Raw genomic sequence first — 14,025 nt, 5'->3', positions numbered from 1 at the left:
TCATCTGGTCGGTCTCAGATTAAAGAGATGAACGAAGCAGTAAAGGAAGTGCGGATTCCGGCTGCGGTAGGCAATTTCTACACGAATAAGCTGTACAGGAAGATCGCCGAACAGATAGGGGTAACGGAAACGCGCTACGGCTCCTTTCAAGTCTATTCAACTTCATTTGAATCCTTCGCAAGGTTCTGCCAACGGTTTACTTGAATGGTATACATCCTTTTAACTACCTTTTAGGTCGCCCAGTTATATAGATACGGAAGAACGAGTCTTTATAGCTACCGGCAGATTTATGAGTAGGGTGATTCCCAGGTGACACTTCTCATGAGTATATACAGGAAAGACCCTCAGCTTAAAAAATGCTGCGGGTTCTTTTTTTTTATAGAGCATATTTGATTCGCAGCAAGCTATTCATAGAATAGCTCTCACACAGTAGAAAGCTTACTCAAGTAAACAAATGGTATGTTATGATGGATTGAGTGGTATATTTACCCATTTACCCGACTGATTGGCAAATAAAATGTAATTTAACAGACGATATTGCCAAATCTCTGGCAGAAACGGAGTTGCGATGAGAATTTTTTTTACCGTAAAAAGTATCGGAAAGAGAAAGCCTTTTTTGATAAAGAAGGAATATATTCTCTCATCTGTCCCATGTACGCTCAGGGAGTTAATTACCGAAATCGTCGCTAACCATGTACAAAAATACAATGAGCGGACTGAGAATAGCCAGCTTATATCATTTTTAACTGAAGAAGACATTAATGCCAGAGGGATCGAAGGAAAAGTAGGTTTCGGCTCAACGTATGACGACCGACAGGCGAATGAACAAGAATCTATTCAAACTGCGCTTTTAGCCTTCGAGGATGGATTATTTCGGGTGTATCTACGCGAGGAGGAAATCTCCGATCTTAGTACCAGGATTGACATACAGGATGGGGATGACATCATATTTATTAAATTTACGATGTTAGCGGGCCGACTTTGGTAATGGAGGGAACCTAAGTGCTATTTTTTCAACGAAAAGACGGAGCAACTAAGCAATTGGAAAAACTGATGTTGGCGAATATGGATAAGGCGCCTCATGAAAGACGCATGACTTATCAGGAGATCGACGAACTCCTCGACCAAATCCATGAGCAAGGTAAAGGGGGTTCTTATTTTGCCCCTTTCGTTTCCATCATCAAACAAAAGGCTGGTGACTATCCGGCCGAGATTATGAGGTATTTAACCACATATATAACCGAGTACCCCTACAGCATTGGCTATGTACGCCGGCCATTCCGGACGAAGAACCCACGTGTTCATGTAGAAAGTATGGTTCGCAAGCTGTTCGCTCTCTACGATTTCTCCAGAACCCATTTTTCGCTCATAGACTACCTCACGACACCAGTCCATCAAGCTGACAGCTCGATGGTTTCCTATGTGCTTGCCTTCGAGTTAGACCAAAACAATCGGAAAGTGTTTGATGCCCTTAAGGAGATTTTGTTCGGGGATAATAACACCGCTCTTCTGAATCGGGCTGTAATTAGAGGCATCTTCTTCTGCCACCAAGAAGAGGCTCACCAAATGCTAGGCCAGATGCTGATCGCTGCACGGCTGCAGGAGGGTCTGCGCCAAAGTATCGTTGAATCTATGGACGAAGGCACGATTGAAGCCTTTACCTATTTATTAAAGGTCATCATCGATCATGATTTCATTCGATACAGCTCCGTCATTCGGGCACTGGATGTATGGACCGGTCTTGCACTTGAAGCAGCTAATACCAGAGTCGTCAAGCAATGCATCGAGTACGCTCACACCTGTTTGAGCGATGAGGGTCTGCGTCAGGAGTGGGCGGAAAGCAATGACGTCCATAAGCTTTACTTTTCCATATGGGCTACCGCCGTCAGGGAAGAAGAACGTCTTCATGATCCGCTCCTGCACATTATGGATCACGGGGCCATATACCAAAAAATCACGGCTCAATATTTCCTGACACAAAGTCAGAATAATGAGCTTCGTTTTTCCCTTTCCATTCCCTATATTGCGCAATCCGATTTGGAGCTGCAGTCGCTCATCATTTGCAACTACGTGTATCAATGGTCGAGCATTTGGAGAGCTCATCCGGATTATGAAGCCCTAAAGAACAAGCCGATCATCGAACGAGTGCCATTGCTTGAAAGGAAAGAAGAACGGGTTCGGCAATTCGAACTATTTAAAACGATGCTGCTCCAAATGTCGAAGCTGGAGCTAACGGAAAAGTCGAAAGTCTTTGATTGGATGACGTATTCCCACACCACCGATTCGATCGCCCATAAAATGCTTTATCTCACGGCATACGATCTGGACCCTGAGTTGATCGCCCAGGTTATTGCCCTTAAGGATCGTGTCAGTCCTGATCTGCGCAGCGCTTTGATCCGTGCGTTTACGAGCGATTTAACAAATTCGGTGCAGAGACAGTTTCTTTTCGATTCCTTATCCGATAAAAGTGTTTCCAATCGTGAAGCTGCATTGACGCGTATTGATGAAATGACACTGACCCCGCAGGATGTGGATATGGTTCAAGGGCTTCTGAAACTTAAAACCGGCGCGCTTCGGCAAAGCGTCATTAAGATTTTGCTTAAGCAGGACTCGGAGCAGCTCGATCAATCTATTGAAACTCTTCTTGAAAGTCGGGTGGAACTGCAGCGTTTAGGCGCTTTGGAGATGCTCTGTGTGCTGAAGGAAGATGGGAACCGTGTTGATCATGAGCGAATTAAGCATCATATTGCGTCCATCAAGGAGCCTTCGGACAAAGAGCGTATGCTGGTCGATCGCCTGCAACAAAAGGAGCAGAAGGGGGAGCACAACGGATTTGTTTTATTCGATCCGAATAAGGGTGAGGAGCTCCTCAAGCTTCCCGACTACTCTGATGTTCGCGTAAAAGACTTTTTCAATATGCCGATCGCAAAGATCAAAACGTTTCTACAAGGTTTGTCGGATTTGGTTCATATACATCGGGACTATGAATATACATGCGAAAGGTTTGCTGGCTATAAGGAGAACTATTTGCTGGGAGCAAGACTTGAACGCTTGAAGGGGTACCAAAAGGAGGAGCATGAAAAAACGCACTTGGAAGGCTATCCGCTAGCTGAGGTATGGGAGCGTTACTTGCGGGAGAGCGGCTTTACTCCTCAAGAGCTCAGTCAGATCGTTTTTTATTTCACGTCCGATTCCCTCTACAAGTACGATGCAGATAAACTTTCAAGTTGGGAAGCTCATCGGTATAAGCCTTTAAGTGATTGGGGAAAGAAAGTTTTATCGGATTTGTATCCGATGAAAACGATCCATTCCTTCTTTGAATTAATCCCCAGTCTTACATACTTGCAGCAAGTACGGCAAATTGTATTTGCCTACTTTCATGATAGCGACATGAAAGAGCGGTTCACTATGTCCAGCAAAATATTAAATAAGATCATTGTCGCTTTGCAAAAGAAGGGGCTTGAGGAAAATTCGAAAGCGTGGGGAGTCCTTTCCACGCCGTGGGATTCCTGGGCAAGCAGCACCACTTACGACGATCGTTCTTTCCTTGAATATTTCACGATGAAGCTCAATCTCGATAAGCTCACTCATTATGAAGACTTTCATCCGGAGCTAAAGGAGTTTGTAAGAGCGCAGGAGCTGTGCCTTATCGATGATGATGAACTTTATAAAGAGCTCATGATCAGGAAGCGAAGGAGCAGACAGCACATTAGTAGGATCACCGGGAAAAGGGTGGACTTCGTTAAGCAATATCCAGCCATGCAGCGATTTAAAGACAATGTTATATCCGTCATCCTGGAACTTGAACTAAATCGTGGAGACTTACCTACAGATGTATCCGAACTCGCCATGGGTATCACCTATTATGAGGGGTTGGATTATTTTATCGCGATTTTATCTGGTCTTAACCAGGAAGCTTTTGTGCGCGGATATATATACGGCAATGGGACCAAGAAAGAAGCGCTCAGTCATCTGCTGCGCGTGTGTCACCCCAAAGAAGGAGAAAATGTTCAGAAACTCTCTGAGATGCTGGAGGGGAAAAACATTTCTGAAAAGCGGCTGCTTGAAGCTGCGATGTATGCTCCGCAATGGATTGAGCTCATCTCCGAGCATCTGAAATGGGATGGACTTCGAAGCGCAGCGTGGTATTTTCATGCCCATGTCAATGATAGTTTCTCCGCAGAGAAAGAAACGATTGTCGCCCATTATTCGCCGATCTTGCCTGCGGAATTTAACGATGGGGCATTCGATGTCCGTTGGTTCATGGATGCTTATCAGGAATTGGGCGAGAAACGATTCAATGTGCTGTACCAGTGCGCCAAATACATTTCCGCAGGAGCCAATCACCGCAGGTCTCAGTTGTTCGCCGATGCCGTTCTTGGCAAACTGGACCTGAGTGAAATCCGGGCCTCTGTGGAGGCGAAGCGGAATAAAGACCATTTGCTCAGTTACGGTCTCATTCAGATTGGGGAGGATCGCGATCGGGATGTGCTCGAAAGATATGAATTTATTCAGCAGTTCCTCAAAGAAAGCAAGAAATTCGGGGCGCAGCGCAGTGCCAGCGAAGCAAAAGCTGCGGCCATTGCCCTCGATAATTTGTCTCGAAATGCTGGGTACCCAGATGTGATTCGGCTCAAATGGGATATGGAAGCACGGAAGATTGAAGAGATCCTTCATCTGCTCGAGCCGATGGAGATTGATGATATTGAAGTGAAGATCGTTATCGCTGAGAACGGCCGAGCCGACATCGAGGTAGCCAAGCAAGGAAAAATATTGAAATCCTTGCCGTCCAAGTACAACAAGCACCCCTACATTGTTTCTTTGAAAGAAACCCTCAGCAGCTTAAGGGATCAATATAAGCGGGCGAGGAGCGAATTCGAGAAAGCTATGGAATCGGAAAGCACCTTCACCTATAAGGAGCTTTCGAATCTGATGAAGAATCCCACGATCTCTCCTATTCTTCGCACGCTTGTCTTAAAAGCAGGAGACAGACTGGGGTTCTATGAAGACGGCCATCTGGTCAGCACGGTCAATGAATCGTATCCTCTGTCCACTGAGGATGTTCTTTGCATCGCGCATCCGCTTCATCTGTATCAAAGCGGGGAGTGGAGCCTGTACCAGAAGTTTCTATTCGATCAGCAGCTGAAACAGCCATTCAAACAAGTATTCAGAGAACTGTATTTGCTCAATAAAGATGAGAGGGAGAGCGGCTCGATCTCGAGACGATACGCCGGCCACCAGATTCAGCCGAAGCGGGCTGCCGCTCTGCTGAAAACCCGGCTTTGGACCGTCAGCTATGAAGAGGGACTGCAGAAGGTATACCATAAGGAGAATATTATTGCACAGGTGTATGCCTTGGCGGACTGGTTCTCTCCATCGGATATTGAGGCGCCCACACTTGAGACCGTATCGTTTATAGATCGGAATACGTATAAACCGCTTGAACTCGGCAGCATTCCCGGTATTATCTTCTCTGAAATTATGCGAGATGTGGATCTGGTCGTGAGTACGGCACATGCCGGCGGGGTTGATCCGGAAGCGAGCCTGACAACGATTGAACTGCGAAAAGCAATCGTCACGGAATCTTTGAGGCTCATGAAGATTGCCAATGTACGCTTGGAAGGAAACTTCGCCCGCATTGTAGGAACTCTTGGGGAATATGGTGTTCACCTTGGAAGCGGAACTGTGCAGAAGCAGGCGGCCGGTACCCTGTACATTTTGCCGGTCCACTCCCAGCATCGCGGCAAGTTATTCCTCCCGTTTATGGATGAAGACCCAAAAACATCGGAGATATTGTCCAAAATCGTCATGCTCGCACAAGATACGAAAATCAAAGATCCGCATATTTTGGAACAGCTTATAGGAGTGCAGCACGTTTAAAAAATATTGGAGCGGGTTGAAGTTATACCCGCTCTTTGTGTTATAAAGGGCAGTGAATGCTGCAATGGGGAGTCCTTAGCGGTAGGGCGTGTCTATGTATGGTATACTTCCGTTAGCGACAACATTGTGAAAAGGAGCTTTTAAATGCCTACAATTACAACAAGACCATTCTATCAAGAATTCCAAACCATATTAAGTGAATTACAATCAGGCTATCATGCCGGAGAATTGAGTAAGAAGGAAGCTGCTGAACTGCCTGCAGAGGTACACCTCATTGAAGATGAAAATATGATGGTGGGGTATGGCGTGGTTTGGGCATACACGAGTGCGAAACAGTTAATACAGAAAGCGGAAAAAGATTATTTTACTGAAGATGAAAAATATTTAGAAAAAGACTTTTACATTGATATTAAAAATAAAACAGATTTTGTTTTTATAGAAGCCCTGGATGTATTGAAAGATTTTGAGGGCAAGGGTTATGCAGCTTTCTTTATGGATTGGCTTAAAATGAAATATCCAAATAAAAAAATGTATGTATATTCGATCACAAAATCTCGAAATTTTTGGTATAAACAGGGCTTTGAGGTCGTGGGTAATACGGTATGGATGTCGTATAATTAAATGGTATTGATTGTACAGCAGCACAATATTTAAGGAGTTCGTCGAAAGGCACGGCTGGGGTGAAGGCGATAGTCGCATTGTCCTACTCGATTCCGGGGATGGCAACTACATAGAAGTTTTTGCAGGCGGCACGGGTGAAACGAGACCGGAAGGCTCTTACTTTCATGTTGCTTTTCGCAGCAACAATGTGGATGCGGCCGTTGAAACGGCTGTTGCTGCAGGAGCAGTTGTGACTGTAGACCCTAAAGATGTTATTTTAGGCAGCAATCCACCGACACCAGTTCGAATTGCTTTTGTCAAAGGATTGAATGGGGAAATCATTGAGTTTTTCGATAGCACAGGTGAAAATAAGCTGTAAAGCGTTATAGATAAGAGTAAGACCTAGAAGCGAGCTTCTAGGTTTTTTACTCGTTTCATCCTGATTTCCCCTTGTTGACGCTAAAGTTCAGTTATGACAAAACTTTACCTAACGTTCTTAACGAATCGCCATGTATAATGCAACTAATTACTTTCGGAGGTGTTTGACGATGTTAAAAATTCGAATTCTTGCATGGCATAGGGAATGTCGACAAGGTGAAATGAGCGGCAGAACGAGGTTTTCGGTTATACCGAGCTACTGTAGTTAGGGATAGCGAGAATGAATGGATCTGCCCGCTTTGACGGAGAGGCGGATCAGGATGAATCCAATGTTGGATGCACCAAAACTATTTATGGTTATGAAATGGATGACATCGCTTGCGAATGCAGCGATGTTTACGACCTATGCGGTATATCAAGTTATCGCGATGGGATTAAATCCTCTCCAGCTTCTGCTGGTAGGGATGGTTTTAGAGGTAACAGTGCTTGTTTTTGAGGGCATTACAGGTGTAATTGCCGATACGTACAGCAGGAAGCTATCTATTATTATTGGTATGTTCGTTCTTGGATGCGGGTTTGTCCTGGAGGGTAGTGCGATGTGGTTGGGAGCAGCAGCTCCGCTGCTTTCAGCGTTCATGTGGCTGCTTGTTGCGCAAATTATTTTTGGGTTGGGGGCCACTTTTGTCAGCGGTGCTGATACGGCTTGGATCGTAGATGAGGTTGGTGTGGAGTGCGTAGGGCGAGTATTGTTGCGGGCTGGACGCATCGGATTGTCTGGCACTCTTGTGGGCATCGTCCTGAGTGTAGGATTATCGGCATTAGCACCTAATCTGCCATATGTGATTGGTGGTTGTATTTATCTCGTATTGGGTGTAATCCTCCTGATCTACATGAAGGAGACCAAATTTAAAAGGTTGGAACATGCTGAATATAGCTCTCCATGGAGGCGAATGCAAGTGACGTGGCTGTCCGGGGCGAAGGTGATTCGGTCGCAGCCTGTTCTACTTAAGATGGTGATCGTGACTGTTTTCAGTGGTGCGGCTTCAGAAGGGTATGACCGTCTTTGGCAGGCATATCTGATTTCGAATGTGGGCTTTCCACAATCGCTCGCATTCTCGGCTGCGTCTTGGTTTGGCATGATTGCGTTGATATCCACGTTGCTCAGCCTATGCGTGATGGCTGTTGCTGAGAAAAAATTAAACATGGGTAGTGAGCAAGTCGTCATGCGTGGCATGTTTCTACTTACCATTGCGCGAATTGGCGCCATAGTGTCGGTTGCATGCTCGCCTAATTTGGTTTGGGCAATTGTCTCCGTCCTGTTCTTCGAGTTAGTAAGAGCATTAAGCGGGCCGTTCTACGAAACGTGGCTAAATTTCAACATGGACAGCAAGTCGCGAGCAACTGTCATATCTATGTTGAGCCAATCGGATGCGCTCGGTCAGACAGCCGGTGGGCCACTGGTCGGCTGGATCGGCAAGCGATACTCACTACGCGCATCGATGGTTGCTGCCGCGGTGCTGCTATTGCCTCTTATGGCTGTTTACGGCAGAATGGTACGCCGTCATAAATGACAAAAAAGCGTTGGCGAGAGGAATCTGCCAACGCTTTTTTATCTGTAATATTTTCCATAGTCGGTATATAATTTTGGTAAAAGATGGGACGAAGGGACGATCGACATTGGATATCCTTATGAGCAGCATAGCATGGATTGATAGAAGCGAAAGCTTGGACGACCTCTTACATCAAGAAGCCTCATTAACCCTACATCGCATAGAACAGGGATTCGAAGCAGAAGTTGTAAAGATAAGCTCAGATAAAGATAGTTTTGTCTTGAAAACTTGGAGTAAAAGCTCTAAACCAGATATTGGTTTTCAATTTCGTTTGCTGCAAGCGTTATATGAACAAGGGGTATCTGTCTCTAAGCCCGTCGGTTGGGGGATGAATCCAAACGGAGATAAAGTGTTGTTAACTACTTTTGACGGAACGTCCATCCACCAAGTGAGTGAGAAGAAAATGGCGGATATAGCCCGTTTATTAACCCATATACATCAAATTTCCGCTCAAGAGATTGAGATTGCGGGCATTCCCAAGTACGAATTCATCGACTACTTTTTGCGCGGAGCCAAAGATCATCCAGACATCTATTCGGTACTAGCTGCACTCGTGCAAAAGGCGTCAATTCAACAAGATTGCTTCATTCATGGAGATTTCCATTTAGGAAATCTGGTGGAGGAGAATGGACGATACACCGTAATCGATTGGACGAACGGACAATTAGGGGACGCCAGATATGATTTTGCATGGGCGTTTATTTTGCAGCATATCTACCTATCTGAAAAGTATGCCAAGGCGTTTCGTGCGGCGTATTTGCTGGAATCAAACATTCAGCAGGAGGAGCTTGCTGTATTTGAAGGTTTGGCTTGTCTAAGATGGCTATTGCTTCATAGAAGCGGTGGCGTACCCATGAGGCCTAAGACCCTAGAGAGGGTCAGGGTTTTAATCAGCAGGAATCCATTTTTCAAAAATGTGGAGTTTAAGCATTTTTCAATCAAACAGAAATAATGGAGTGGTGACGGCATGAATGTTGAAGCATTGTTTGGGGAGTTTCCTATTGGTTAAGAGCATGATTAGGCATTTTGAGAGAGATTCTATGAAAAAGACGAGGATCAAGTGGGGAGTATTCGCCCTTGCGAAAAGCGATTTGCGTGAGGGTTATGCATCAGGAGAATGATTGTGGAGCTGCTAATGAAGTTCGGCTAAAATACGATAAAACACTGGATTGGCCATAAGGAGGCAAGTATGATTTTTAAGAAAGTAGTACTAAGCTTTACTGCGATTCTAATCAGCATGTTCTTTTGTTTAAATGAAGCAATGGTGATGGCAAGTAATGACGACAAGGCAAGTATCCTAATAGATAATCAGACCTTGAACTTTGAAGTTCCGCCTGTAAATAATAAAGGTACTATCATGGTGCCAATGCGAGCTGTATTCGAAGAGTTGCATGCGAATGTAACATGGCATGAAGAGGATCAGAAAGTAACTGCTGAAAAGGAAGGTATTTCTATTGTACTCATTCTTGGTTCACCGTTCGCTTATATCAATGATAGAGCTGTTGTCCTAAGCTCCAGCCCATATGTGTCAAAAGAGAACGCAATGGTTCCAGTTCGATTCATAAGCGAAGCCTTTGGGGCCAAAGTAACATGGAATCAAATGAATCAAAGGGTCACGATCACCACCAAACAAGATAGCGTTGAAACATTGCCACAGAATAATACAGCATCCTCCGCTACTTTTGTACCCAATGCACTATCTATTCAATTCGTTCCCTTTCAAAATTCCGAAATTTTAGAAGCTAAATCAAAGCCACTTCAGAAAATGCTTGGTGACTTACTCGGAATTCCCGTTAAAATTTCGGTCTCTACCGATTATCGCGATGTAGTTAAAGCGATGACGGATAGGAAGGTAGACCTCAGTTTTCTGCCGCCGGCTCAATATGTTACTGCTCATGATAGCCTTAAAGGCGTAGATTTACTAATGCAAGGGTTGCGGTATGGAGTTGATGCTTCAACGGGAAGGCCAACTCAACGTCTTGTTGACTTTTATCAAGCTATGTTCGTTGTTAGAGCAGATTCACCGATTCAGAACATTGAGGATTTAAGAGGTAAAACCATCGGGTGGCAGGGAGTAACCTCTGCGGCCGGTTATGTTCTTCCTGGACTAGTACTAAAGAAGATTGGAATTAATCCCGCAGAAGATGTTAAAGGGATCCATTTCCAAGGTCATGATAAAGCGATTCAAGGGTTACTCAATAATCAAGTTGAAGCTGCTGCTGTTTTTCAAGACATTCGGACAATGATGCTAAAGGATCATCCTCATGTATTGACTGATACGCGTATCCTTGCATTCACAGATAAGATCCCAAATGATACAATCTCGGTCCGTTCAGATATGGATCCAGAGTGGCGTAAAAAGATCCAAAGTGCTTTTATTACGATAGGGAATGATACCGATGGGAAAAAGCTTATTCATGATGTGTTTGGGTATGAATGTTACACAATTTCTGATGATAGAAAGTTCGATATTGTTCGGGAAGTGTACAGATTAATGTATGATTAGTAAAAGTCTGCTTCGTACTTCTAAACCTTCATTAAAGGTCCCTTAAGAAAATCTAAACGGGTAAAAGAAAGACCGAAACCATCCTAAATACAGGTGGTTTCGGTCTTTCTTTACCGTTTTATAGAATTCGACGTAACAGTATACATGCAGGCCGGCGATGGCTATTTTTTAACTAAGGGATTTCATACCCGCCAAACATTCACTTTCTCCTTCAAGTAGGCGGAGGGCAGTGTTCCGGTTGTTCGTTTGAACAATTTGTTGAAGTAGGACTGCTCGCAAAACCCCAAAACTTCGGTATGCCATGCGAGTGATTCGATGCCGAGCGAACGATGCCTTGGGGAATGAACAATATGTCGCCTTAGTGCAAGGAATAAGGCTGACTCTCGATGGTGTAGACCATTGCCCCTTCCGTCACCGTAAGGAGGATATAATTATTCGTCACGGCCGCAGGGATTTGCCAATTGGGCTCGCAATGCTCGTAATAAACGGTAAGAGGCTTAATCATCGCAGAGGCTTCTTCTAACGAAAGAATTGATGAACTGCATGGTAATACGAATCGTAAAATTACTCGAAAAATAGGCTCAATCCCGAAGTTAGTGCTTCTGTCCATGGAGATTTTATTATAGCCCTATCGAGTCATGTAAAAAAAATAGAATAGTCTTGGGTCCAGCAGCCGTTCCAACATTGGTCGAGCTCCTCTAACGGACCATAAACCGATGATAAATTCATCTTAGGTTGATATATTTTATTTGGTAAAGAATCTAGGACTAAAGGAGAAATGACAAGTGAAAGTTGTTTTACGCATCACGATTTATTTCATCGTTTTTGTTGTTGTCGTGGGAGGGGCAGGTGCGATCGGGTTCATCAACACAATGAATAACGGAATGTCGATTTACGATAAAGCCGCCCCCGCATTAACGAATGTGCAGGTACCGAAATATGATGTCGGCAAACCGACAGTAGCTGTTCTGCTGGCGAACGAAGTGACGGAAGTGTTCGACTTTCTCGTCCCGTACGAGATGTTTGCGATGACTGAGGCTTACAATGTATATGGCGTTGCCCCTGACCACGAAATTAAATCCCTAACCGGGGGACTCGATGTTGTCCCACATTATTCATTTGATGAAATGGACGCGATGCTAGGCAAAAGTCCGGACATTATTGTCGTTCCGTTTATGCCGATTTTGGATAATAATAAATATGCACCTGTCCGGGAATGGATTCGAAAACACTCGGATGCTAATACGACATTGCTCACTATTTGCAACGGAGCAGAAAATCTGGCGGATACTGGCTTGCTGGACGGCAAATCAGCGGCGACGCACTGGGGAGATATAAACCGGCTTATCAAAAAATATCCAGACATTCAGTGGGTGAAAGATCAGCGCTACGTTCCGCAAGGCAATATCGTATCTTCTGCTGGTCTGACATCGGGGATCGACGCAACGCTATATGTTATCTCCCAGCAGTTGGGTGATGCGGCTGCCAGAAAAGTAGCGGAAAATATGAATTATCCTTCTTACGATTACGTGACAAATCCGAAAATGAAGCCATTTAATGCCGGGTTGAGCGATATAACGTACGTACTGAATAATGCTTATCAATGGAATAAAGTCAAAGCGGGCGTGCTTCTCTATAACGGCGCAGATGAACTGGATCTGTCAGCCGCATTTGACACGTATGCCGCTTCCGGTACGACAACCACACTAACGGTTTCCAGCAAGAATGAACCCATCGTAACGAAACACGGCCTGAACCTGATCGCGCGTTATCAGACAACAGTAGTGCCGAAGCTCGCGAAAATGATTGTCGTCGGTGCCGATGCCGAGTCTAAAGCTGCTGAGGACATCAAGCAGTGGAATAACAGAGGCAATAGTGCGAAGCTGCTGTTCTTGCATCGTGATATGTCGGGCCGGTTTGCAATGGACCCTGCATTCGAGGATTTGGCAAAACAGGAGGATATCCAGACAGCAGAATTTGCCGCTAAGCGACTTGAATATCGTGCCACCGAACACCTGAAGCTGGAGGGCCGTCCTTTCTCCTTTGAAGCGTTTGGCATACCGATTTTGCTCGGTGTCCTGTCTTTGCTTGTCGCTTGGTTCATCGATAGGCGTCTTATCAGCAGGAAAAAAGGATAGATCGCTCATCGAGTGTCCTTTTGCCATCCGAAAAGGGCGCACCTACAATACGGGCATTCATAACTTGCGCAGCGAAACACTGTTGGACTGTCTAGTCGAAAAGCTTGATGAACTTCGGGTCAGAGAGGTAGGCTCCCAGCTTCGAAGAATAAGAGGTTATGATCATCAGCCCCAAAAAGCTATTCTTAGGTGACATAGAAGGCACGACCCAACCCCAAACAAAGGAGCTAAGCACGGACAAGCCGCTTAGCTCCTTTTTCCATTGTTACTTTTGCAACAGTTTAGCTACAGCAGGTTTCAGCCCCTCCGCTATAAGGAGGTTCAGCGTGATTTCCCGCATACTCGGGCCGGCATATGGTACATCGTTGCATTATCGGCTAGCACAACCCTTACTGCCAGCTTTGAAGAATCGGTCTGGAAGTGAAATTGTACGCCAGTCGAATAATTAGCGAGCCGATCTATTTCCGTTCGAATCGAGTGGCTGGGGTGTATCGGCAGTCTGCGATAAACGCCGGGCTGCATATGTAAATGATAAGGGTGTTTCGATGATATGATACAATAGGGAAAGAGCGAGATCAAAATAACCTAGAAACGATGATAACGATGAAAATCACATTTGAAAACCATACGATTGAATTTAACGTTCAATATGGAAGCAGAAAAAAGCTTTCGATACATATAGACTCAGCAGGCTTTATATCCGTCAAAGCGCCTAATAATACGAGTAAAGAGAGCATTATGAGCGTTGTGACCCAGCATGGGGCAGTCATTTTAGAAAAATTACAAGCAATCGCCAAAGCCCGAGAAATCCCTAAGACTAGAGAATATCAAGACGATGGCAAGTTTCTTTATCTGGGAAAATATTATCAACTCCATGAATTAATTGAGACGAATGGGCTGAGTGAAGATGAAC

Annotated in this window: 12 protein-coding genes; 10 read left to right on the top strand and 2 right to left on the bottom strand. The window is 44.8% G+C overall.

All coding sequences use genetic code 11. The features are described from left to right. Positions 1 to 27: 27 nt before the first annotated feature. The 8 genes from FU659_RS35445 (at position 28) to phnD (ending at position 10,974) form a co-directional block, all read left to right on the top strand. The gene (locus FU659_RS35445) at positions 28 to 204 is read left to right on the top strand and encodes a hypothetical protein (protein WP_187274126.1); all 177 of its coding nucleotides are present in this window, start codon (positions 28 to 30) and stop codon (positions 202 to 204) included. Between the two features lie 412 nt (positions 205 to 616). Beyond that, positions 617 to 988 carry a hypothetical protein gene (locus tag FU659_RS13220; RefSeq protein ID WP_261807809.1) on the top strand — a complete coding sequence of 124 codons (372 nt, stop codon included), beginning with the start codon at positions 617 to 619 and terminating at the stop codon, positions 986 to 988. 14 nt (positions 989 to 1,002) lie between these two features. Next, a complete protein-coding gene (locus FU659_RS13215) occupies positions 1,003 to 5,880 on the top strand; it encodes a DUF4132 domain-containing protein (RefSeq protein ID WP_147948005.1) in 4,878 nt (1,625 codons plus the stop codon). Between the two features lie 144 nt (positions 5,881 to 6,024). Next, positions 6,025 to 6,501, top strand: a complete 477-nt coding sequence (locus FU659_RS13210) for a GNAT family protein (RefSeq protein ID WP_147948004.1) — start codon at positions 6,025 to 6,027, stop codon at positions 6,499 to 6,501. Between the two features lie 10 nt (positions 6,502 to 6,511). After that, positions 6,512 to 6,859, top strand: a complete 348-nt coding sequence (locus tag FU659_RS13205) for a VOC family protein (RefSeq protein WP_147948003.1) — start codon at positions 6,512 to 6,514, stop codon at positions 6,857 to 6,859. A 319-nt stretch (positions 6,860 to 7,178) separates the two neighbouring features. Beyond that, positions 7,179 to 8,429 (top strand): MFS transporter, encoded by a 1,251-nt coding sequence (locus FU659_RS13200; RefSeq protein WP_147948002.1) that lies wholly within the window; start codon positions 7,179 to 7,181, stop codon positions 8,427 to 8,429. A gap of 118 nt (positions 8,430 to 8,547) precedes the next feature. After that, entirely contained in the window at positions 8,548 to 9,420 is an 873-nt protein-coding gene (locus FU659_RS13195) for an aminoglycoside phosphotransferase family protein (RefSeq protein WP_147948001.1), read from the top strand. A 237-nt stretch (positions 9,421 to 9,657) separates the two neighbouring features. Further along, the gene (gene phnD / locus FU659_RS13190) at positions 9,658 to 10,974 is read left to right on the top strand and encodes a phosphate/phosphite/phosphonate ABC transporter substrate-binding protein (RefSeq protein ID WP_147948000.1); all 1,317 of its coding nucleotides are present in this window, start codon (positions 9,658 to 9,660) and stop codon (positions 10,972 to 10,974) included. A 358-nt stretch (positions 10,975 to 11,332) separates the two neighbouring features. Here phnD and FU659_RS35440 read toward each other — a convergent pair whose 3' ends face one another. Continuing rightward, positions 11,333 to 11,479 (bottom strand): hypothetical protein, encoded by a 147-nt coding sequence (locus FU659_RS35440; protein ID WP_187274125.1) that lies wholly within the window; start codon positions 11,477 to 11,479, stop codon positions 11,333 to 11,335. A 280-nt stretch (positions 11,480 to 11,759) separates the two neighbouring features. On the opposite strand from FU659_RS35440, the gene FU659_RS13185 reads away from it, so the two are divergent. Then, the gene (locus tag FU659_RS13185) at positions 11,760 to 13,112 is read left to right on the top strand and encodes a DJ-1/PfpI family protein (RefSeq protein ID WP_147947999.1); all 1,353 of its coding nucleotides are present in this window, start codon (positions 11,760 to 11,762) and stop codon (positions 13,110 to 13,112) included. A gap of 321 nt (positions 13,113 to 13,433) precedes the next feature. Here FU659_RS13185 and FU659_RS13180 read toward each other — a convergent pair whose 3' ends face one another. Then, positions 13,434 to 13,634 (bottom strand): SGNH/GDSL hydrolase N-terminal domain-containing protein, encoded by a 201-nt coding sequence (locus tag FU659_RS13180; RefSeq protein WP_147947998.1) that lies wholly within the window; start codon positions 13,632 to 13,634, stop codon positions 13,434 to 13,436. Between the two features lie 72 nt (positions 13,635 to 13,706). Here FU659_RS13180 and FU659_RS13175 point away from each other — a divergent pair. Then, positions 13,707 to 14,025 (top strand): YgjP-like metallopeptidase domain-containing protein (locus FU659_RS13175; protein WP_261807808.1); only part of this gene is annotated, 319 nt, incomplete at its 3' end.

Origin of the sequence: Paenibacillus sp. N3.4 (assembly GCF_008017805.1) — a bacterium.
GTDB lineage: Bacteria > Bacillota > Bacilli > Paenibacillales > NBRC-103111 > Paenibacillus_E.
Note: the sequence above shows the minus strand (reverse complement) of the source record. Positions and strands in the feature narration are given on the sequence as shown.